General features: G+C 49.9%; 19 protein-coding genes. 6 read left to right on the plus strand and 13 right to left on the minus strand.

The window, feature by feature from the left end:
• Positions 1–15: 15 nt before the first annotated feature.
• Positions 16–1,542, plus strand: coding sequence for a SusD/RagB family nutrient-binding outer membrane lipoprotein (locus AAHB90_RS16480; RefSeq protein WP_342086307.1), 1,527 nt, complete (start codon positions 16–18; stop codon positions 1,540–1,542).
• A gap of 125 nt (positions 1,543–1,667) precedes the next feature.
• Here AAHB90_RS16480 and polA read toward each other — a convergent pair whose 3' ends face one another.
• The gene (gene polA, locus AAHB90_RS16485) at positions 1,668–4,559 is read right to left on the minus strand and encodes a DNA polymerase I (protein ID WP_342086308.1); all 2,892 of its coding nucleotides are present in this window, start codon (positions 4,557–4,559) and stop codon (positions 1,668–1,670) included.
• A 520-nt stretch (positions 4,560–5,079) separates the two neighbouring features.
• Here polA and AAHB90_RS16490 point away from each other — a divergent pair.
• Positions 5,080–7,116, plus strand: a complete 2,037-nt coding sequence (locus AAHB90_RS16490) for a S9 family peptidase (protein ID WP_342086451.1) — start codon at positions 5,080–5,082, stop codon at positions 7,114–7,116.
• 383 nt (positions 7,117–7,499) lie between these two features.
• Here AAHB90_RS16490 and AAHB90_RS16495 read toward each other — a convergent pair whose 3' ends face one another.
• The 6 genes from AAHB90_RS16495 to AAHB90_RS16520 all read right to left on the minus strand — a co-directional run bounded on the left by AAHB90_RS16495 (position 7,500) and on the right by AAHB90_RS16520 (position 12,585).
• Positions 7,500–8,783, minus strand: a complete 1,284-nt coding sequence (locus AAHB90_RS16495) for an O-acetylhomoserine aminocarboxypropyltransferase/cysteine synthase family protein (protein WP_342086309.1) — start codon at positions 8,781–8,783, stop codon at positions 7,500–7,502.
• 118 nt (positions 8,784–8,901) lie between these two features.
• Positions 8,902–9,462 (minus strand): NADPH-dependent FMN reductase, encoded by a 561-nt coding sequence (locus tag AAHB90_RS16500; RefSeq protein ID WP_342086310.1) that lies wholly within the window; start codon positions 9,460–9,462, stop codon positions 8,902–8,904.
• Positions 9,463–9,510: 48 nt separating this feature from the next.
• Complete coding sequence (locus tag AAHB90_RS16505; protein ID WP_342086311.1) at positions 9,511–10,035, minus strand: DinB family protein; 525 nt, start codon at positions 10,033–10,035, stop codon at positions 9,511–9,513.
• Positions 10,036–10,103: 68 nt separating this feature from the next.
• Positions 10,104–11,078 carry a helix-turn-helix transcriptional regulator gene (locus tag AAHB90_RS16510; protein ID WP_342086312.1) on the minus strand — a complete coding sequence of 325 codons (975 nt, stop codon included), beginning with the start codon at positions 11,076–11,078 and terminating at the stop codon, positions 10,104–10,106.
• Positions 11,079–11,087: 9 nt separating this feature from the next.
• Complete coding sequence (locus tag AAHB90_RS16515; protein WP_342086313.1) at positions 11,088–12,101, minus strand: LLM class flavin-dependent oxidoreductase; 1,014 nt, start codon at positions 12,099–12,101, stop codon at positions 11,088–11,090.
• 112 nt (positions 12,102–12,213) lie between these two features.
• The gene (locus AAHB90_RS16520; protein ID WP_342086314.1) at positions 12,214–12,585 is read right to left on the minus strand and encodes a DUF2147 domain-containing protein; all 372 of its coding nucleotides are present in this window, start codon (positions 12,583–12,585) and stop codon (positions 12,214–12,216) included.
• Between the two features lie 571 nt (positions 12,586–13,156).
• On the opposite strand from AAHB90_RS16520, the gene AAHB90_RS16525 reads away from it, so the two are divergent.
• Positions 13,157–14,386 (plus strand): sensor histidine kinase, encoded by a 1,230-nt coding sequence (locus AAHB90_RS16525; RefSeq protein WP_342086315.1) that lies wholly within the window; start codon positions 13,157–13,159, stop codon positions 14,384–14,386.
• Position 14,387: 1 nt separating this feature from the next.
• Here AAHB90_RS16525 and AAHB90_RS16530 read toward each other — a convergent pair whose 3' ends face one another.
• Positions 14,388–14,852: an SRPBCC family protein gene (locus tag AAHB90_RS16530; RefSeq protein ID WP_342086316.1), complete on the minus strand. Its 465-nt coding sequence runs from the start codon at positions 14,850–14,852 to the stop codon at positions 14,388–14,390.
• 116 nt (positions 14,853–14,968) lie between these two features.
• Here AAHB90_RS16530 and AAHB90_RS16535 point away from each other — a divergent pair, with 116 nt between their 5' ends.
• Positions 14,969–16,195 carry an RsmB/NOP family class I SAM-dependent RNA methyltransferase gene (locus tag AAHB90_RS16535; protein ID WP_446717911.1) on the plus strand — a complete coding sequence of 409 codons (1,227 nt, stop codon included), beginning with the start codon at positions 14,969–14,971 and terminating at the stop codon, positions 16,193–16,195.
• A 2-nt stretch (positions 16,196–16,197) separates the two neighbouring features.
• On the opposite strand, the gene AAHB90_RS16540 is transcribed toward AAHB90_RS16535, so the two are convergent.
• Positions 16,198–16,656 carry a DoxX family protein gene (locus AAHB90_RS16540; protein WP_342086318.1) on the minus strand — a complete coding sequence of 153 codons (459 nt, stop codon included), beginning with the start codon at positions 16,654–16,656 and terminating at the stop codon, positions 16,198–16,200.
• Positions 16,657–16,765: 109 nt separating this feature from the next.
• Between AAHB90_RS16540 and AAHB90_RS16545 the strand changes: the two genes are divergently transcribed.
• Positions 16,766–17,002, plus strand: a complete 237-nt coding sequence (locus AAHB90_RS16545; protein ID WP_342086319.1) for a hypothetical protein — start codon at positions 16,766–16,768, stop codon at positions 17,000–17,002.
• Between the two features lie 56 nt (positions 17,003–17,058).
• Here the strand turns inward: AAHB90_RS16545 and AAHB90_RS16550 are convergent, their stop codons facing one another.
• The 3 genes from AAHB90_RS16550 to AAHB90_RS16560 all read right to left on the minus strand — a co-directional run bounded on the left by AAHB90_RS16550 (position 17,059) and on the right by AAHB90_RS16560 (position 19,522).
• A complete protein-coding gene (locus AAHB90_RS16550) occupies positions 17,059–17,508 on the minus strand; it encodes an SRPBCC domain-containing protein (RefSeq protein WP_342086320.1) in 450 nt (149 codons plus the stop codon).
• Positions 17,509–17,767: 259 nt separating this feature from the next.
• A complete protein-coding gene (locus tag AAHB90_RS16555; RefSeq protein WP_342086321.1) occupies positions 17,768–18,673 on the minus strand; it encodes a helix-turn-helix transcriptional regulator in 906 nt (301 codons plus the stop codon).
• A gap of 6 nt (positions 18,674–18,679) precedes the next feature.
• Positions 18,680–19,522: a ThuA domain-containing protein gene (locus tag AAHB90_RS16560; RefSeq protein WP_342086322.1), complete on the minus strand. Its 843-nt coding sequence runs from the start codon at positions 19,520–19,522 to the stop codon at positions 18,680–18,682.
• 140 nt (positions 19,523–19,662) lie between these two features.
• Between AAHB90_RS16560 and AAHB90_RS16565 the strand changes: the two genes are divergently transcribed.
• Entirely contained in the window at positions 19,663–21,780 is a 2,118-nt protein-coding gene (locus AAHB90_RS16565; protein WP_342086323.1) for a Tex family protein, read from the plus strand.
• A gap of 53 nt (positions 21,781–21,833) precedes the next feature.
• Here the strand turns inward: AAHB90_RS16565 and AAHB90_RS16570 are convergent, their stop codons facing one another.
• Positions 21,834–22,280, minus strand: coding sequence for an SRPBCC domain-containing protein (locus tag AAHB90_RS16570; RefSeq protein WP_342086324.1), 447 nt, complete (start codon positions 22,278–22,280; stop codon positions 21,834–21,836).
• Positions 22,281–22,323 lie beyond the last annotated feature (43 nt).

The following is a 22,323-nucleotide window of genomic DNA, read 5'->3' on the forward strand; positions in this document are numbered from 1 at the left end:
TTCAATTGGAAAACAATGAAAAAGCTTATTCCGATATATATGGTGCTGCTGCTGATCGTATCAGCCGGGGCATGTACCAACGATTTTGAGGAGGTTAATACCAATAGAAACGTGCCGAACGACGTCACGCCCGACCTCTTGCTGGCCGGTGTGATCCGGAATATGGTGAATAGCCAGGTAAACGATGCCTGGGGCATCGGGAACATCGTGGTGCAACACCATGCCAAGATCCAGTTCGTGAACGAGGATCGCTACCTGTGGGGCCAGCAGAACGGCGTCTGGGACAATGTGTATGGCGGTATGCGTAATGTAAAAAACATCCTCGACCAGGTTGGTACCGACGACGCCAATGCTTACAAAGGCATCGCGCTGATCCTGAAATCGTGGATGTTTGCGCTCGCGACCGACGCTTATGGCGATATCCCCTATACGGAGGCAACAAAAGGCAAGACCGACGGTGTTTACCTGCCGAAATACGACACGCAGGAAAGCGTTTACGCAGGCGTCCTGGCCGATCTTAAAACTGCCAACGACATCCTCACCACGAGCACCACGGCGGTTTCGGGAGACATTCTTTTCGGAGGAGGTACCGGATCACTGATCAAATGGCGGAAACTGGCAAACTCTTTGCGCCTGCGCTACCTGATGCGTATTTCGAAACAGAAAGACGTGAAAGCCGACATGCAGGCTATCCTTGCCGATCCGGCGAAAAACCCGGTTTTTGAAGGCAATCAGGACAATGCCGAGTTGAGATACCTCGCAGCAGCACCCAATCAATGGGCACTGTACGGCGCGCGGGTAGGTTCATTCGATGAGTTCCGCGTAAGTAAGACCCTTAGCGACCGCCTCACGGCATTGAAAGATCCGCGCCTGATGGTTTTCGGCCGTCCTTCGCAATCGTCCGTGACAGCTGGCAAACCGGTGATCGAAGGTGTTCCCAATGGACTGGGTGATGTGCCTGCATTGAACTACAATGGCGGCCCGCAGGGTGTTTCGCGTGTGGGTTACACATTTGCGTGCCTCGTGTGCAACGACCCTGGGCAAGCACCGCCCGATCCTTCCGCACCGCGTGGAATCATTATGAACTACTCTGAACTGCAATTTATTCTCGCAGAAGCACGCGAGAAAGGCTGGATCACAGCTGGCACTGCCGAAGGTTATTACACGAAAGGTATCCAGAGTAATTTCGAGTACTGGAAAAGCGTGGTTCCCTCGTCATATGGGATCAATGTGACGCCGGATGCCTCTTATTACACACAGCCGGCCGTGGCTTACACAGGAACCGGCGCCGAAAAACTGGCGAAAATAGCCTTGCAGAAGTGGATTGCTTATTACTTCAATGGTCTCGAAGGCTGGTTCGACTGGCGCCGCACCGGCATGCCGGAAATCAAGCCAGGCCCAGACAACCTCAACCAGAACCGCGTGCCGGTACGCTTCATTTATCCATTGTCGGAACAATCGCTTAATGGCGCCAATCGTGAAGAAGCCGTGAAACGGCAGGGTACCGACGATTTGAATACCCGTACTTGGGTGGCTAAGTAGGTAAAATGTCGGTCTGAGCGAAGTCGAAGACAGTCAGTACGGTGAATTGTACCGTAGTGCAAGTGCTTCGACTTCGCTCCAGCATGACATCTGTATGCTCGTCTCCCTTTTTCGTTTAGCCCAAATCAATGCGCTTCCAGCCAGTTGGCGCCGACGCCGATACCTGTTTCCATTCTCACGGCCATCGGGATCGCATTTCGCATTAATTCATCTACTTTTTCTTTCAGCAAATCGATTTCTGATGTGTGGGCGTCGAATACCAATTCGTCATGCACTTGCAGGATCATGCGCGATTTGAGTTTTTCTTTCGCCATCCAGTCGTGGATGTTGATCATCGCTACCTTGATCATATCCGCCGCTGAGCCCTGGATCGGGGCATTGATGGCGTTTCGTTCGGCATAGCCGCGGTTGGTCTGGTTGCGGGAGTTGATATCCGGCAGATATCGGCGGCGGCCAAGGATGGTCTCCACATATTGCCGTTCACGGGCGTCGTTCACAACCTTGTCCATATAACCTTTTACAGCCGGAAATTCCTCGAAATAGGCGCGGATGATCTCGCTCGCTTCCCCGCGCGGTATGCCCAGGCGCTGCGCGAGGCCGAATGCCGAAATGCCGTAAATAATACCAAAATTGACCATTTTCGACTTACGCCGCATATCCGAAGTCACCTCTTCCAGCGGCACAGAAAACACCTTGCTGGCCGTGGTCGCGTGGATGTCGCGGCCCTGGTTGAACGCCTCGGTCATACTTGCATCGCCGCTGAATGCCGCCATAATGCGCAGTTCAATCTGCGAATAATCCGCGGAAAGGATCTGGAAATCGTCATTATCGGGCACGAATGCTTTGCGGATCTCGCGGCCGCGCGGCGTACGGATCGGAATGTTTTGCAGGTTAGGATTGGTTGAGCTCAAACGTCCGGTTGCTGCCACCGCCTGGTTGTAGGAAGTGTGAATACGACCGGTACGGCCGCTTACCATGGTCGGCAATGCGTCTACGTAAGTCGATTTGAGTTTTTGTAACTCCCTATAATCCAGTATTTTGCGTGCAATCAGGTGGTTCGCTTCCAGGTCCGAAAGGATTTCCTCGCCGGTCGCGTACTGCCCTGTTTTCGTTTTTTTAGGCTTTTCGATCAGCTTCATCTTCTCGAAAAGGACTTCTCCAAGTTGCTTGGGCGAACTGATATTGAACGATTGCCCGGCCGCTTCATAGATTTCCGATTCGGTCTGGCGAAGGTCCAATTCGAGCACGGCCGACATCTCCTTCAATGCATTGATATCCAGTCGTACGCCCGTGTTTTCCATCGATGCGAGTACTTTTGTCAGTGGCATTTCCACTTCGTAAAACAGCTTTGCTGCATTCACTTTGGGTAATTCGCGGCTGAAAATCGTGTTGAGCTGGAAGGTAATATCGGCATCCTCGCCCGCATATTGGGTGATTTCCGGTATAGCCACATCACGCATGTTGCCTTGTTTTACCCCTTTTTTACCGATCAGCTCCGTAATCGATACCGGTTCATAATTCAGGTAGGAAGCCGCCAGGATGTCCATACCGTGGCGTTTATCGGGTTCGAGCAGGTAATGCGCGAGCATCGTATCGCTCAGCCTGCCATGCACTTCTATGCCGTAGTTTTTCAGTACAAGCAAGTCATACTTGATGTTCTGGCCAATTTTTTCAATGTTTTCATTCTCAAAAATACCCCTGAAATATTCGACGATCTCCTGCGCTTTTTCGCGGTCGGCGGGCACGGGAATGTAGAATGCTTCGCCAGCGAGGTAGGAAAACGAAAGCCCTACCAGTTCGGCATCAGTCGTGTCGAGCGAAGTGGTTTCGGTGTCGAAACAGAATGCTTCCTGCAAGCTCAGATAATGAGCGAGGCTCGTCATCAGTTCGGGCGTGTCCACGGTGTGGTACCGGTGGAAAGTATTGTCGATGGTCTTTTTTGAAGTTGGAATGCGGACACCTTCCGTATCTTCGGTAAGCTCGCCGTCGGCAAGATCGCCGCTGACGACAGCCGGTTGCTGGCCGATTTCCTCCGTTGGATTACCGAAAATGTCAAGCTGGCCTTTGGCGGCCTTGCGGGCCTGAGGGGCAGGAGCTCCGCCCGGTCGTTGGGAAGGTGCAGAAGTTCCGCCCGCCGAAACGCCCAGAATGCGGGTTTTTAATGTTTTGAATTCAAGCTCATCAAACAGATCGGCTATAAGTTCGGCATTTGGTGCGCAAATAGTGAGGTCCTCCGCATCGAACGGCACGGGCACTTTGCAATCGATCGTTGCAAGCTGTTTGCTCAATATGGCCTTATCGAAGTTCTCACGGACCTTTTCACCGAGCTTGCCTTTGATTTCATCGGCGTGCGTGATCAGGTTTTCGATCGTGTCGTATTCCTGGATGAGTTTCTGGGCCGTTTTTTCGCCCACACCCGGGATGCCCGGTATGTTATCCACCGCATCGCCCATCAGGCCCAGAATGTCGATCACCTGGTCGATCCGCTGGATCTGCCAGCGGTCGAGTATTTCCTGAACGCCCAGTACTTCGGCGCCTTTACCGAGGAATGCGGGTTTGTAAATGTGTATGTATTGTTCGACCAGTTGCCCGTAATCCTTGTCGGGCGTCATCATGAAAACCTCGAAACCTTCGCGCGACGCTTCCTTGGCAATGGTACCAATAATGTCGTCGGCCTCGTAGCCATCCAGTTCCAGAATAGGGATACACATGCCTTTCAGCAGTCGTTTCACGAGCGGGATCGCCACCGTAATATCCTCGGGCTGTGCCTCGCGCTGGGCTTTGTAAGCCTCGAACTGGACATGGCGGAAGGTAGGTGCGGCGGTGTCGAATGCAACGCCGATATGGGTTGGTTTCTCTTTCTGGAGTACTTCGAGCAGTGTGTTGGTAAAGCCGAAAACGGCGCTGGTGTTCAGTCCTTTTGAAGTGATGCGTGGTGCCTTGATAAACGCGAAATGAGCCCTGTAAATCAAGGCCATAGCGTCCAGAAGGAACAGCTTGTGAACGGGTTTTTCCATGAGGTAAGTTTATGATCGAAACTCAAATATAATGCAACTACCACCACAGAACAGGATTGGTGGCGGTTTTTTGTAGATTTAGAATAGAAGTACTGACCAGGTGTTACTTTGTATATGAGTTTAAAGTTTTATATGTATTTAAAGATTTATACTATCTAAATGTTTGAAGAAATATCAAAAGGAGCGTCCGGTTAGTACTTGTAATGGTTATTATAAATACAAAAAGTATTAAAAGATTTTCATTAAAGTATTGATAATTCTATAAACCGGAAATGTATTTAATATATCAGATATACTATACTTTCAATACTTGCATTTAGTTATAAATGTATAAAAAGAACAATACTTTTTATATTTATTTTGAGTAAAAAAATATCAGTCTAACCACCACAAATCCTTCTTTCCGACGCGTATGAGAAATATTTTCTTACTTTTAGCTGTTGTCATTTTTTCGTGTAACCAAAACAAACCTGTGAAACAAGCATATCAATGGCCGGAAGCCACACCTCCCGTTGCAGAAATGAAAGACCATGAAACCGGAATGCATGGCGACAAACGAAACGACGAATATTACTGGATGGGCGATTTCTTCCGAGAAGGCCCCGATAGCGACAAGGTGGTCGAATACCTGAATGCAGAGAATGCTTACACCGATACAATGATGGCGGGTACCGCGAAGTTCCAGGAAGCGCTCTTCGCGGAAATGAAAGCGCGGATCAAGGAGAAGGACGAGTCGGTACCGGTGTTCAGCAATGGCTATTGGTATTACACCCGCAGCGAGGAAGGTGAGCAGTATTTCAAATATTGCCGCAAGAAGGGCTCGCTCGATGCTCCGGAGGAGATCCTGCTCGACATTGATAAGATGGCACAAGGGCATCCCTATTATTCCGCGGTAGGTTTCAATGTAAGTCCGGATAACAAGCTGCTTGCTTACGGCGTCGACACAGTTTCGCGGAGACAATACACCATTTACATTAAGAACCTGGAAACCGGAACGCATTTCGAGGACAAGATTTACCCCACCAGCGGCGGTTCCGAATGGGGAAATGATAACAAAACGCTGTTTTATACCGCTACCAACCCCAAGACACTGCTAAGCGAGAAGATCAAACGCCATACACTCGGCACGGATTCGAAAAAGGACGCTGTCGTTTACACTGAGAAGGATAAAAGCAATTATATCGGGGTAGGTAAGACGAAATCGGAGAAATACATTGTGATCGCGTCGTCGGCCACGATGTCGTCGGAATACCTGATCCTGGACGCGGACCAACCGGAGGGCAAGTTCGAAGTGTTCCAGCCGCGGATGAAAGACGTTTTGTACGATGTGGACCATCAGGGAGACAAGTTTCTGATTGTGACCAATAAAGATGCCTTGAATTTCAGGCTGATGGAAACGCCGGTCGGCAAAACGGGCGTGGAAAACTGGAAGGAAGTGATCCCCAACCGTGCCGATGTGCTGTTGGAGGGGATCGACGTTTTTAAAGATTACCTGGTGATTACGGAGCGTAAAAATGGCCTCTTGCAGCTTCGTATCCGCAATATCCATACTAATTCCGAACATTATGTCGATTTCGGGGAACCTGCTTACACCGCGTATGCCGGCTCGAACCCTGAATACAACAGCGCTAATCTTCGCTATATTTATACCTCGCTCACAACACCGAGTTCGGTTTACGATTACGACATGGAAGGCCGCAGCAAAGAGCTGAAAAAGCGTCAGGAGGTAGTGGGCGGGTACAATCCGGAGGAATACGTGACCGAGCGTTTGTATGCGACTGCACGCGATGGTGTGAAGGTGCCGATTTCAGTGGTTTACAAAAAAGGCACCACTAAAAGTGCCGAAACGCCGCTTTTGCTGTACGCTTACGGCTCTTACGGCAATAGTATGGATGCGGCATTCAGCAGCACGCGCCTGAGCCTGCTCAACCGCGGGTTCATATACGCACTCGCTCACATACGCGGAGGACAGGAAATGGGACGGCAATGGTATGAGGACGGTAAAATGTTCAAGAAGAAGAACACATTCAACGATTTCATCGACTGCGCCGAGTTTCTGATCAAAGAAAAATACACTTCGCCGGAGCATTTATTCGCCGAGGGCGGCAGCGCCGGCGGTTTGCTCATGGGAGCGATCAGTAATATGCGGCCGGAACTGTGGCGCGGGATTATCGCCGACGTGCCCTTTGTGGACGTGGTTACGACCATGCTGGATGAAAGCATCCCGCTGACGACCAATGAGTTTGACGAATGGGGCAACCCTAAAAACAAGGATTCCTACGACTACATGAAGTCCTATTCGCCTTATGACAACGTAGAGAAAAAAGCATATCCCAACATGCTCATTACCACAGGCTTGCACGACAGTCAGGTGCAATATTTCGAGCCAGCCAAATGGGTAGCACGTCTGAGAACACACAAAACCGACAAGAATGTGCTTCTGTTAAAAACCAACATGGAAGCCGGTCACGGCGGCGCTTCGGGAAGGTTTGATTATTTGAAAGAAATCGCGTTGCAGTTCGCGTTTATGTTCGCGTTGGAGGGGATTGGTGAATGATTGAATGAATGATTGAATGAATGATTGAATGATCCGGCATGGAACGTGAATGAGTGAATTTACATCCTGGGTTACAGAGAATGCCGTTAGGCATGTAACATTGGTAGTAAAATATGGCTTAGCGTGTTATTAAAATGCCCTTGGGCATGTAACAACAATTGCCGTGCTGCTGGCAGCGATGCATTGTTGTTACATCCCTGACGGGATTTTAAGCAAACGCCTGATATTGTGACTCCTACCAATATTACATCGCTACGCGATTTGTCGGGCTTTTAATCATTTCCCACTCCGTGGCGGATCATTCAATCATTCCCCGTTCCACGGCGGATCATTCAATCATTCGGTCATTCAATCATTCAATCATTCAATCATTCAATCATTAATTACCCCCCAATCGCCTGCTCTACATCCGCAATGATATCATCAATGTGCTCGATACCGACTGAAATGCGGAGCTGTGTGGGCAGTACGCCTGCTGAAAGTTGCTCTTCCTCAGAAAGTTGAGAGTGTGTTGTCGATGCAGGGTGGATGATGAGCGTTTTGGCGTCACCTACGTTGGCCAGGTTGCTGATCAGTTTCAGGTTGTCGACAAAATGTTCAGCGGTTTTCTTGTCGCCTTTCAAAGAAAATGACAATACCCCTCCAAAGCCGCGTGTGAGGTACTTTTTAGCGAGCTGGTGGTATTTGTTTCCTTCCAGGCCGATATAGTTCACACTCTCTACTTTCGGGTGTTTTTCAAGCCATTGCGCAAGTTTCAGGGCATTTTCGGCTATGCGTTCAACGCGCAGCGACAGTGTTTCAAGCCCTTGGAGGAACAGGAATGAATTGAACGGAGACAGGGACGGGCCCCAGTCGCGCAGGCCTTCCACGCGTGCGCGGATGATGAACTGGATGTTGCCAAACGGTCCGCCGATGCCAAAAACGTCGTTCAGTACGAGTCCGTGGTAACTCGGGGAAGGGTCGGTAAACTGTGGGAATTTGCCATTGCCCCAGTTATAGGTACCGGCATCGACGATCACCCCGCCTATCGAAGTACCGTGCCCGCCGATCCATTTCGTGGCCGATTGTACGACCACGTGTGCGCCATGCTTGATGGGCTGAAAAATAGCTCCTGCTGCCCCGAAAGTATTGTCGACGATCAATGGGAGGTCATATTTGGTCGCAAGCGCGGAGAACGCTTCAAAATCGGGTACGGAATAGCTCGGGTTACCGATCGTTTCCAGGTAAATGAACTTGGTTTTTTCGTCGATCAGCTTTTCGAAGCTGCTTACATCATCGCCATCGGCAAACCGGGCTTCCACGCCGATGTTTTTGAATGAGTTTTTGAATTGATTGTAAGAACCGCCATACAAAAACGATGTGGTGACAAAATTGTCGCCGACGGTCGTGATGTTATTAATGGCCAGAAACTGCGCCGAATGCCCCGAACCGGTCGCCAACGCAGCTACACCGCCCTCCAATGCCGCTACCCGTTTTTCGAAAACGTCGTTGGTAGGGTTCATAATGCGGGAATATATGTTGCCGAACTCCTTTAATGCGAATAGGTTAGCTGCGTGCTCGGCATTGTTGAACACGTAAGAGGTAGTCTGGTACAATGGTACTGCACGCGAATTGGTCGTAGGGTCTGGCTGCTGTCCGGCGTGAAGCTGCAAGGTTTCAAATTTCATCTGGCTTGAACGTTTAAGGTGGATAAAGCCCAAATGTATCAAACTAAATGATATTACTCTACGAAATTTATAGTCTTTTGCTTGCCGGATAATAAGTTGGATTTTGCCGGGGAAGCCCTTAGCCTCCCACCAGGCCCAGGAGATTAGCACATTGCGTCCGGAGTTCATTGAGCGTATGCGCATCGGTTACACGGCCGTCCGTGATTTTTCCCTTCACATTTGGAATGGAAAGGGCGGAGGCTTCATTCTTTTTAGTACCCAGGGCAGTCAATGTGAGCAGCAGCGAAGCCAGGGCATTATTGCCACCCGAATTGAGCGGAGAGGCGCTGATAGCCGACACGGGTTTGTCGTTCAGGTCGCCCGTGCCAACGGTCCAGTCCAGTGCATTTTTAAGAGTACCCGGTACGCCGAATGCATATTCCGGCGTGCAGATCACGACCGCGTCGGCTTGCGCAATGGCAGTTTTAAAACGTTTGACTGCTTCTGAATCAAAAAGTCCCGGAGTGGATAGCCCCGGACTATCCACTCCGGGACTAAAATGTTCGATTTTGTCCAGGCCTTCGAAAATTTCAAAAGTGATGTCGGAAGGCAAGAGGCTTCCCAAGGTTTTTAGGATGATGGTATTGGTGGAATCGGCGCGCAGGCTGCCCGAAATGCCCAGAATGTGAATGCGTTTCATAACCCACATTACAAAAACGGGAGCGGACAGGTTTCCGTAGCTGCCAATTTATTTAGCCATGACATTATAAAAATTGTAATCGGTCATCGGAGCATCGGTGAAACCCAGGTTACGGCCCATCGTGATGATCTGTCCGCGGTGATAGGTGGTGTGGTTCACGACGTGCATAATGTATTCGAAGTTCGGGAAGTTGCATTGGAACCATGGGCTCACTACCAGCGTCTCGCTCTGGATCTGCTCTGCCGAGAGGGTTTCAATGTACTCTGCAAGCGCCTGAGATTGCGCCATAAGCGTATCAAATGTCGATTCAAGGTCTCCATCGAAATCCTGGCCGCTGTAATCGCTGTCCGGATTGATGATCGAGAGCCAGTAACGCTGGGTTTCGAGAATGTGGATAAGCGTCAGTCGGATGGGAGAAAAGCTCGATTTTAGCTCGGTTTCGAGGATTTCGGCCGGCTTTGTACGCAACCAGTTCACCAAAGTGCAGTTGGCCCAATGGTTATAATCTGCGAAATTTTTCATCGCATAAGCAAGACTTTTTTCTGCGGTCGGAATTTCAATTGTGGCTGACATAGTTTCTTTGTTTAAGTGCATTACAAAGAAAACGGGTGCTTGTGACAGCCCTGTGTCAGCAGTGTTTGTCAGGAGTTCAAATTTTCTGCAATTTTTTCGGTGAGCTGCCTGACGATCGTTTTGAGGGATTCAGGTTCCAGAATGCAGGCCTCGGGGGCGATCATCATGTACCAGCGCGCAAAGCCTTCGAGCGACGGACTCAGGAAGGTCATTTCGACATGATCGTCTTTTTCCACCTCGGAGGCAAAGCCGTAAAAATTGCGCTGCTCGCGTATGTAACGCGCTACCCGCTTCTCCACGCGTATGCGCACGAGACGCATGTTCTCGTTTTCCCAGCTATCGTGCATGAAGTCTTTCAGCGGGGCATGCTTGTGCATAAACGGCTGGTCGGTGATATCGCATTGCAGGATGCGGTCGGAGCGGAAATTGCGGTAGTCGTTCCGCAAGTGGCAAAATGCGATGGTGTACCAGTAGTTGTTTTCATGGTAAATGCCCACGGGTTCGATAATCCGCTCGCCGGGTTCCGCGGCACTCAGCGCTACGTAAAGGATCTTGGCGATCTTGCGTTCGGAGATGCTTTTGAGCAGCACGTCGAGCGTGTTGCTGTTGGGTTGGTGAAAAGCGCGTGGCCGGCTGCGTACTTCGATGTGGTTTTCCAGGTTCTCCACCATCGATTTCTCCGTACTCCGGAGCACGGCCTTGATTTTGTACATCGCCGCCTGATAATGCGATTGCGTCGAAAAATCAGTGAATTTCTCCATCAATTTTTCGGCGGTAATGAATGTACGCGCCTCTTCCTTGGTAAACATCACGGGAGGCAGGCGGTAGCCATCCATGATAGAATAGCCGACGCCTGCCTCGCCTATAATGGGTACGCCCGCTTCCGCAAGCGAATTAATGTCGCGGTACACCGTCCTCAGACTGATTTCGAAGCGCTCGGCCAGGTCCTGGGCTTTGACAATTTTGCGGGATTGAAGCTGGATCAGGATGGCGGTAATGCGGTCGAAACGGTTCATGAGTGTCGGTGAAGAAATGTCCGGCACAAATTAAGGTTAAAGAACCGGTTCTCTCAAGTTAAATGCTTCCGAAATCAATTGAAAGGACCTGATGCGGTTTTCAGCAGTGTCGGCCATGGTCGAAACCATGATTTCGTCTGCCTCAAAGTCGGTAGCCAGTCTGGTGAGCTGTTCCTTCACGGATTCGGCCGTACCCGACACAATCCGGCCGCTGTTATAGCGGATCCGTTCCAGCTCCCCGAAATTGAACTCATATTTGCGCACGGTCTCGGGATCAGGGAACGGCCCGAATTTGCCCCGTTCGAATTCCACTAGCACATAATCCATCATCTTGCGCATGGCTGCCGCCTGTTCCTCGGTTTCGCCGCACAAGGTGAATACGGAAAGGATCACTTTCGGCTTCTCCAACTGATCCGAGGGGCGGAAATTCCGCTTGTATTCCTCCACGACATCCGGCTTTACAAAGCCATTAATGAATTTCGCAACGGCCAGGCCCATGCCAAAACGCGCTGCGATATTGCTGCTACCGCCGCTGGAACTGAGTATCCATTGCTCGGGAATCGTGGCCGATTGCGGCGTGGCGTAGATGAAGCCGCGGTCTGTACCGGCCGTATCTCTGAAAAAATGTTGTAAATGTTCGAGCTGGCGCAGGTAGCTGCTCTCACTGAAATCGTTGGACGGGTTGAGCAGAGAGGAAGTAATGCGGTCGGTACCCGGCGCGCGGCCCATGCCGAGGTCGATCCGTCCGGGGTACAGCGTTTCGAGCATGCGGAAATTCTCCGCTACCTTTAATGCGCTGTGATTGGGCAGCATAATACCGCCTGATCCGACGCGGATATGGCTCGTCACGTCCGCCAGTTTGACCATCAGGACCTCCGGCGCCGAGCCCGCAATAAATGTGGAATTATGGTGTTCAGAAACCCAGAAACGGCTATAACCCAATTCTTCGGCCAATTTTGCCGTCGCGATGGTTTCCTGGATGGCTTCGCTGACGCTGGATCCGTGCCTTACAACGGATTGGTCGAGAATGCCGAGTTTGAAATGCTTCATACAATCGGTTCGTGATTTGGAGCATAACACGGCCTCGACTGTTTATATTCATTTCAGCCGGAAAAACGTCCTTTCTGCTGGGATAGTAACGTTCACGGCGGGGTGGGGGAGTTCAGGGCACACGGTCCCAGTAGGTACTTCTGCCCAGGAGCGGAATGCCTACATAGCTGCGTATCTCCAATTTTTCCTTGCGTAGTTTAATCAGACAATTGTAGGTCTTTCCACTTTTCGGATCGTACATTTTGCCATTGTCCCAAACGTCTTCGCTAAAGACGAAGTTGTTTAGCAGGTTTACATGGAGCAGGTTCCTCCCACGAAGCTTTTCATTGGAGTTGCGAACATCCTTCCGGGAGGTTTTCCCATCGGCCTCAAAGAGATCTTCGGCCCATAGCAGGCGGCCGAAATATTCCTCACCATTTTTGTATATCTCAATCCGGGTATCCTTTTCTTCATTGATCCATTCGCCAACAATCTTGTCTGCCACGATAATCTGTGATCCGGCAGGATAGAAACTCGCGAAAAAAAATATAGTAAAAAGTATTTTATACATTCTTGTAATCTCCGTCGGATTGGTTTCCTGTTGTTAGCGGCTCTTAAAAATATGCAAGTTTAAAATATCGAAAACTTAACTCTGTTAACTGTTGTAAAAGTCAAAAGTTTAAAATTCTGCCTATTTAAACGTATTTTTTCAATGTTAATTTATTTAACAATGATAGATATTGATATTAACACTGTTAAATAGTTCTGATGTCTCTTGTTGACCTGACAAAATCCAATTCTAAATGATAGTTGGCTTGACAATATACGACAGTTCGGTAAATTTCGAAACAGAATTATTCCAAGATCACAAAGTGCGGTACCGGGTGATGAGCTGGCGTCGGCGCATGAGGAGACATCAAACCATTGCAAAAGCTATTCCCTCCATTAATATGTATCCACGTGTGACTTTTTGAGAAGCCAGGTGCGGATGCTAGCTCTCAGGTATTGTTTTTTATGGAATTACTTCTCTTTTTACATTTATTGTTTGTAGAATTGGTTATAAACCACCTTTTATCATGAGTATTTCCAATGCGCCTGTTCCTGCCAATGAAATGGAACGTCTGCTGGGGCTTTCAGAATTGGATATCGACTATTCGGATCACCAGATTACTTTCCAGGACCTGGCAAAACTGGCAGCCAAGGTTACAGGAACCCGGATTTCACTCGTAAATCTCATTGATTCGCTGACGCAATGGACGATTTCAAATTATGGCCTGGATATCGAACAAATGCTTCGCGAGGATTCCGTTTGCCAGTACACGATCATGGAATCAGACCATTTCGAAGTGGGGGATCTCACCGCAGACACCCGTTTTAAAGACAAATTCTATGTGACAGGCGCGCCCAATGTGACATATTATTATGGCGTACCACTTAGAACAAGCGACGGACTGCAAATAGGAGCATTATGCGTTCTGGATCAGGAGCGTAAAACGCTTGACCCGGAGAAAATCGAGCTTCTGAAAATCATTGCCGACGAGATCGTTGCCCGCCTGAAAACCCATAAGGTGCTGGAAAACCTGAAATCCAGGCTTCTGGAAGCCCGGCAAACCCAGAAAAAGGTTGCTCACGACATACGCGGGCCATTGGGCGGGATAGTGGGGCTGGCACAGATCATCCGCGATCAGGGTGAGCAAAACCGGATGGACGAGGTGCTGGAATTCATTAATCTCATCCATAAGAGTGGCAATTCTATTCTCGATCTGGCAGAGGAGATACTTGATTCGCATAAAGAGAAAGACGCGACGACCAACTCGCCGCACGCTTCTAATAGCCAGGGCTTTACGCTCACGATATTTAAGGACAAGCTCGAAAAGCTTTATGGCCCGCAAGCCAAGCATAAAAACATTCGTTTTCAGGTGAATACCAGTCCTTTAACGGAAAATATTCATTTCTCGAAAAACAAGTTACTGCAAATCACAGGCAACCTGATTTCAAATTCCATGAAATTCACGCCACCGCATGGCGAGGTAACGGTCGATTTGCACTTGCTGATCGACCCGGCCAGGCCGACACTGCATATTTCAGTGAAGGATTCCGGAGTGGGTATCACCGAGGAAAACATTCAGGCAATTATCTCGGGTAATGCGTCGTCGACCGATGGGACCGGGGGCGAACAAGGCTTCGGGTTCGGTCTGGCGCTGGTAAAACACCTTGTCGACAGCCTTGGAGGAACGATTTCCATCACCTCTGAGCTTGGCGCCGGTACTTATTTCGAGATTAACCTGCCCCAGAATATTTATTGAATCAGTCGGCGGGACGGGACATCCGTTCCTCCAACTGGTCCAGCACATCCGGCCATGCATCCTCGTGCCTCTTTTGCGCATTTTCGTTTGGGAATCCGGCGTGTGTCAGCCGGACAAGAGTGCCCTCTTCATGCGGCGTGAGCTCCAAGGTGAGCAGCGTTTCCGCCCCCTCAGTGCCCCCTTCGCCGGTAACCCAGGTCAATTCGACGAGTTCGGGCTCTTTCACATGTAAGAAACGGCCGTAATGCGGGTGGCGAATGCCCTGGTGGGTCGTTTCAAAATAGAAAGGGGTGTTAGGTTCGGGTTTGCCGAGTATTGAGCCGGGCGCGGCGAGCCATAGATCGAGCTCGGTAGTCCATGCTCTGAAGAGCTTGCGGGGAAGCAGTTTAATGAGCTTCTGAACGGTAACCCCCAGCGGACGCGATGTGATGTCCGGCGGGCAAATAATAGTGGTTTGCGCTTCCATAGCAGTTGTATTGGTTCACTTAATGGACGTAAAAACTGTGCCCTTGCAAATGCTTTTTGTTTTGTAGCCGATCCATCGCCAATTTTGTCGTCTTGTTTCACCTGGAAATTGAAATTTTGAAACTCTACAAAGGACTTGTTGCAGCCACCGTCGAGGCATTGCAGGATATATTTGTCAAAAACAGACAAGCGGACCGCGTCGTCGAGCAAATGCTGAAATCCAATAAAAAATGGGGAGCCCGCGACCGCGCGTTTATCGCGGGGAATGTATACGAAATCGTGCGCTGGTGGCGACTCGTGAAATACGCTGCGCACGTTGAAAAGGCCGTGGAAAGCGAAGACTTCTGGCGGTTGGCAGGTGTATGGCAGCTGATCAAAGCATTGCACCTCGAAGGGAACGAAGCGTCCGGGAGCTTGCCCGAATGGCCTGAATTTGAAGAGATTGACCGGGAAGTGGTTGTTGGCAGGTATGCGGAAGCGCTGGCTATCCGGAAAATTGCACAATCTATACCCGACTGGATCGACCAACTCGGCGAGACTGAGCTGGGCGAATCTTGGCCGGCCGAGCTGGCAGCACTGAATAGGACAGCGCCTTTGGTTTTGCGCATTAATACGCTGAAAACGGATATCGAAACCGTCCGGGAGCAATTGGGCTCTGAAATAACCGAAACCATCCCGGGCGTTCCAGAGGCGTTGGTATTGAAAATACGTATCAATGTATCAGGACACGAAAGCTTCAAGGGCGGTTTTTTTGAAGTTCAGGACGCGGGTTCGCAGCTGATAGCGCCTTATCTGGATGTGCGCCCGGGCATGTCCGTGATCGACGCATGTGCGGGCGCAGGGGGGAAAAGCCTGCATCTGGCCGCATTGCTCGGCAATACGGGCTCGATCCTTTCCATGGACATCGAACACCACAAATTGCAGGAGCTGGAACGCCGCGCCGCGCGAAACGGTGTTACCAATCTGACGACCATGCTCATCGATTCAAGTAAGACCATCGAAAGCCTTTCGGAAACCACGGACCGGTTGCTGCTCGACGTCCCTTGCTCGGGATTGGGTGTGCTAAGGAGGAACCCGGACAGCAAATGGAAGCTCAAACCGGAGTTTCTGGACAAGATCCGCAAGGTGCAGGCGCAGATCCTCGAAGATTACTCAAAGATGGTTAAGAAGGGCGGGAAAATGGTGTACGCCACATGCAGTATCCTGCCATCGGAATCGGAAGAGCAGGTAAGGGCGTTCGTAAAGCGCCATAAAGCAGACTGGAAATTTGTTTCGGAACACCGCACTTCGCCCGCGCGCGACGGTTTCGACGGTTTTTACATGGCGTTACTCGAACGGAAATAGCATTACGCAGCCGGCTGAACGGAGAAATACCATACCCAGCCGATCAGAAAGATCTGCATTGGGATGCGGAACCACAAATAGGCAGGTCCTTTGCCGTCATAGGTGCCATTCTGGTAGTCGAGGTGATGGTTGGCAGCGTAAATGTTGGCTGGAAGCAATGCAATGAAAAAAAGGATTAGAAAGATACCCGTTGCATAACGTGCGGCCGGGAAAAGCAGCGCGATCCCTGCCGCGATTTCCATCAGGCCGGTGAGCAGTACCATCGTTTTTTTGAAAGGAACAAACGGCGGGATCATCAGTTTCATGCCTTCCGGAAATTTGAAATGGCCCAGCGCCGTGAATTGCAGCATCGCGCACATGGCGATGTTTCCGCTTAAAATATACGCCGGTTCTCCTGAACCTGCCCAGGTAATGCCCAGGCTTGCCAAAAAAGTGACGATCAGAACGACTAGTACTGCCATAGTTGATGAAATGCTTTTCGATTGAAAGTCGGAAATGCCCTCAACTAGTTCCTCAAATGCCGGAAGGCATGGTTTTTTCTATGATTTCGAACAATCAACGAACAAAACCATGGATTTTCAAAACCAATATGCATTTGCGTTTCCCGAGGCAGAAATGCCTGACGACCAGCCACCTGCACCAAGTTATCCGGAAAAACCGGGAGAAACAGGCCCGCTGAACCCGACTCCGGACGTGCCGGGTACCGATGCGCCGGAAGTCAATACCGGATCCAGGATCGATGAAGATGAACCGGCAGAACCGGCGGACGAGGATGAAGTGGGGGAGATTGAATCACAAAATCCCTGAGCAACAAAGGGTTACTGACGCCGGTAACCCTTTATTGTTAGATTCCACTGAGGCTTTTACTGCGCCTCTACCAGTTTTTTAATCTCGACAAGGATGGGGTTCCAGCCTTCGCCATTGTTATAGGAATCCTGATACCTTCGTTCGCCCTCGGCCACAGTGCTGTAATCGCCCTGTGTGACCTTCAAAAGTGTATTTTCTCCCTGCGGAATAAGGTCATAAGTGACTTCCAGGTAGTTTTCCGAGATATCGTCGATGTTGGAATGCGGGTCGATGGTGGTATACCGCAAAAATTTCCCGGGCTCAATGTCGAGGATTTCGCCTTTAACCCAGATAATTTCCTTTCCTTCATGTTCGCCTTTCCAAAGCAGCGGGCTACCGACGTTCCAGTCGGAAAGAGCCTCACAGCCAAACATATACTGTTTTGTTTGTTCAGGATTCACAAGCGCGTCCCACACACGTTGTGCCGGCGCATGAATGGTGATTTCGTTTTGGATGATGAGTGGCATGGTTAATGATTGAGTGATTGAATGAATGATTGAATGATTGAATGATTGAATGATTTAATGATTGAATGATCCGCCTTGGAACGGGAATGAGTTAATGATTTAATGTCAGGAGGTTAGTTGGTCAGGTATTGTTGGGGCCTGATTATATGACTATTCCTGACAATTTCTGACTACGCCTGACTTTACCTGACCATTCCGAACCACACGTGACGATTGACAACGGCAATATTACATCCCGCCGAGCCGTACCGATTGCGTTTTACGGATTATTTCTAACCGAAAAAGGAGTGACGCCGAATTTCTTTTTGAAGGCGTTGTTGAAGTGCTGGGGCGTGGCGTAGCCCAGTTGCGTCGATATTTCTGCTGCTGTCTGTTGGGTATCAACCAGATATTGTTTGGCGAGTTGCAGGCGCTGGTCGGTCAGGTAGCCGAAAATGGTGTTATTGAATGTTTCTTTGAAACCTTTTTTCAGCTTGTATTCATTCAAACCTACATGGTGCGCGATTTCAGAAAGGTTGGGTGGGCAATGCACGCGCTCGTTGATCAGGTCGCGTACGGCGATGATCTTCTCTTTGTCGGTTTTAGTTTTGATAAATGTCTCCGTTTTACGTTCCGAAGTCTCGCAGGCGTCCGCGCATAGCACGAGGAGTTCGATGCTTTTAGAGAGGAGAAATAGCTTTTTAAGGCTTTCAGAATATTTACAATGAATAATTTGCTGTATTACCTGCTGAATCGGAGAGTCGATTGTTCCCCAGTTTTCGGTTAAGATGGCGCTTTTGCCCAAAATGATAGCTTCGGAAAAACGTTTCAGCGTATCGCTGGCATTTTGAGTAAACTGAATAAAAACGTCTTTGGGAAACTGAATGCCGAATGTCTCGATTTCAAGGGTCTTGGCCTGAACGGTCATTTCAAACTCCCTCGAATACATGATGTTGTGATGCCCGCCGACCAGATCGAACGTCTTGCCCAGTTGATTATAGGTGAACATATAATCGCCTTTCAGCCCGAAATGCATACGCACCACATCCATATTGGCACTTTTCGAATGGAAGCCCGACAGTTCGGTAAAACGGGAGACCGCGTGCCCGAGCAGAATGCCGTCGCACTGCCAGGTAATGCCTGTCATTTTGCCTTTTTCGAAGCTGCGGGTCTGTTTTGTTTCCATAACCGGTTATTTTTTGCGGTTTGCGAGCCAAAGGATCGAGTTGACCAGAAACTGGTTCTGTGCGTCATTATCAAAGGTAAACGATAATTCCTTGTTGGTCTTATTCTCGTAATCGATGTCGTTGTGCCCCATATTCATATAAAGCATTTTGTACTTTTTGTTGGTCCAGGCAACAGGGTAATAGCCGCTGTGCCAGATCTCGTGCTGCTTCGGGCCGGTACCGAGCGGAAAACTTGCCGGGTCGATTGATAGCAGGATTTGAATATCGGGGTTCTGCGTCAGGTCCTTTTCCCAGCGGTACCATTCGTTTGGGGAGGCTTTAAATGTCGCTCCCAGGCCTTTTACAGCAGGGTTTTTAAGGTCTTCCACCTTCAAAATCGCGGAAGTCGGGCGCCAGGTGTTGCTCTTGTACTGCCCGGAGCCTAGGAATTGGTCGTGGTACCAGTCCCAGTTTTGGGGATAAGCCGACGGGCTTAATGCAAATGCCGCGAAATGAAAGCCGATCCAACCACCCCCATTTTCCATGTATTTCTGAAATGCGGCACGTTGCTCGGGCTTTTCCGGGCGCGTGTCCAGGAACAGGACCACCTGGTATTGCGCCAGGAACTCCGCATTGAGGTTATTCCAATTCGAAGTCGAATCATACGAGAAACCATTTCTCCTGCCTAGTTCGGGCATGCGGCGGTTTGCTTCGTGCACAAAACTAATGTGGGCACGGTCGTTTTCGCCGGTAAAAAATGCGATGACTTTGATCTCTGGCTTTTGCTGGGCATACACGGCGTCGATCCGGCCAATGATGCCCAGAATTACGGCAAGGATAGCCAGTAGCTTTCCGAACTGGTACTTCATTTTGTTGAAGGTTTAGGTATGAGGATTAAATCACACATCAAATATAAACGGTAAAACGCGGACGTGACTCCGCCGCTAATTTTAGTTTTGAAAACGATGAATATCCGCTTTATTTGCCATATCCAATTTCATTAGTAAACATGAACTACACCCTTATTGCACAACAGGCCGGCGTCAGCGACAAGCAGGCGAGAAATACCATCGCACTGTTCGAGGAAGGCGCTACGGTGCCGTTTATCGCACGTTACCGTAAGGAGGCAACGGGCGGGCTGGATGAAGTCCAGATCGGTAACGTCAAGGAGGCATGGCAGAAACAGCAGGAAGTCGAGAAGCGGCGCGAGGCGATTTTGAAAAGTATCGAGGAGCAGGGCAAGCTTACGCCCGAGTTGAGAAAGAAGATCGAAAGTGTTTTTTCGATGACCGAATTGGAAGACCTCTACCTTCCCTATAAACAAAAAAGGAAAACGCGTGCGACGATCGCCATCGAAAAAGGTCTGGAACCCCTTGCCAAACTGATTTTCGAAGGCAAGGAACGGGACCCTGAAGGCAAGGCGGCCGCTTTCCTGAACGACCAGGTGGCGAATGCAGGCGAGGCCTTGCAGGGGGCCAGGGACATTGTCGCCGAATGGATCAACGAAAACCAGGAAGCGCGTGCGAAGGTGAGGTTTACATTCCAGCGCGGGGCGATCATCACCTCGAAAGTCAAGAAAAAGAAAGAGGAAGAGGGGGCCAAATACCGCGATTATTTCGAGTTTTCAGAGCCTTTGGCAAAGATTCCCTCGCACAGGCTACTGGCATTGCGCCGGGGCGAAGAAGAGGGGATTCTAAGCGTGGACATTTCGCCCGACGAGGATGCTGCGCTCGAAGCATTGGACAAATTGTTCATGTTTGGGACGGAAGCCTGTAAAGACCAGTTGGAAATCGCGATCGCCGACAGCTACAAGCGCTTGTTGAAGCCATCCATTGAAACGGAATTTGCGAATCTATCCAAAGAAAAGGCCGATGTGGCGGCAATCCAGGTCTTTACTGAAAATCTCCGGCAGCTTCTGCTGGCATCGCCGCTGGGCCAGAAGACCGTACTTGCGATCGATCCCGGTTACCGTACTGGCTGCAAGGTGGTGGTACTCGATAGCCAGGGGAATCTCATTGCCGATCATGTCATCTATCCCTTCGACAAGCCAGCCGACGCAGGTGCGCGATTGAGCGAGTTGATCCGCAAGTTTAAAGTCGAGGCGATCGCCGTGGGGAATGGTACTGCGGGACGTGAGACGGAGGATTTTGTGAAGAAGCTGCTCAATGCTTCCGGACAGTCGACGGAGATCGGATTGTTTATGGTAAGCGAGCAGGGCGCGTCTATTTACTCGGCTTCGGAAGTAGCCAGGGAAGAGTTTCCGGATAAGGATGTGACGGTCCGTGGCTCGGTATCGATTGGCCGCAGGCTGATGGATCCGTTGGCCGAGCTCGTGAAAATTGATCCCAAATCAATCGGCGTGGGCCAATACCAGCACGATGTAGACCAGAATTCATTGCGAAATGCTTTGGACGTAGTCGTGGAAAGCTGTGTAAATTCCGTAGGCGTAAATCTCAACACGTCGAGCAAGCATTTGCTGCGCTATGTTTCGGGACTTGGACCCGCTTTGGCGCAAAATATCGTGGATTTTCGGGCTAAAAACGGAAATTTCAAATCGAGGCAGCAATTATTGAAAGTTCCGCGCCTGGGAGCGAAAGCATTTGAGCAGGCGGCAGGCTTCTTGCGTATCGAAAATGGGGCTAATCCATTGGATAACAGTGCAGTACATCCGGAGCGCTATGAACTTGTTGAGCAAATGGCGAAAGATGCGGGTGCCACAGTGAAGGATTTAATGCAAAAAGCTGAACTGCGACGCCAGGTCCGGATCGAAAAATATGTTTCCACCTCCGTAGGGTTGCCGACTTTAAAGGACATTCTCGCCGAGCTCGAAAAACCCTCGCGTGATCCGCGCGCGGAGATGAAGAAGTTCGAGTTCGATAGTTCAGTCAGGAAGCCGGAAGATTTGAAGGTCGGTATGATCCTTCCGGGAATCGTGACGAACATCACCGCGTTCGGTGCGTTCGTCGACGTGGGCGTGAAGCAGGACGGGTTGGTCCACGTCTCGCAAATGGCCGATAAGTTTATCAAGGATCCGAACGAAGTTGTGAAATTGCAGCAGCATGTAACGGTGAAAGTAACGGAAGTCGACCTTTCCCGAAAGCGGATCGCACTTTCAATGAAACTTTGAAAAATACAAAACCCGCCGAAGACGAATCCGGCGGGTTTTATTTTAATAAGTTATCAAAGTACGTGCAGCCGCTCTTCTTCCACAACCCTTTTCAGATCGTGCAGCACGTTCAACCAGTTGCCTTCCGCTTTCACGACGGCCTCGTCATCTTCCAGGTTATCCTGGGTAACAACCAGTGTCGTATGATCGTGGTAGTCCGACAGGTGAAAGGTCACATGCGTATAATTGTCCTCAAAATCCTCGGTGCCCGATAGCGGACTCCAGAAAGAATAGCTGAGTTCACGCTCGGGAGCGATCCTGAGGATCTCACCCTTATCGACGTAATGCTGGCCCTGCCACTCACCTTCGAATGTAATAGGGCTTCCGATTTCAAAATCCGAACGCATTTCAGTGCCATGAAAATACTTTTTGACGAGTTCGGGTTCTACCAATGCCTTCCAAACCGCAGAGGGGCTTGCATGGATAGAAATGGTTGTGGTTGCAAGCTGTTTTCTGTTCATGTTATTCGGAGTTAGTACTGTGATTAAATACTGAGAAAACTAT

Origin of the sequence: Dyadobacter sp. OTU695, from assembly GCF_038440355.1 — a bacterium.
In the GTDB taxonomy this organism is placed as follows: domain Bacteria; phylum Bacteroidota; class Bacteroidia; order Cytophagales; family Spirosomataceae; genus Dyadobacter.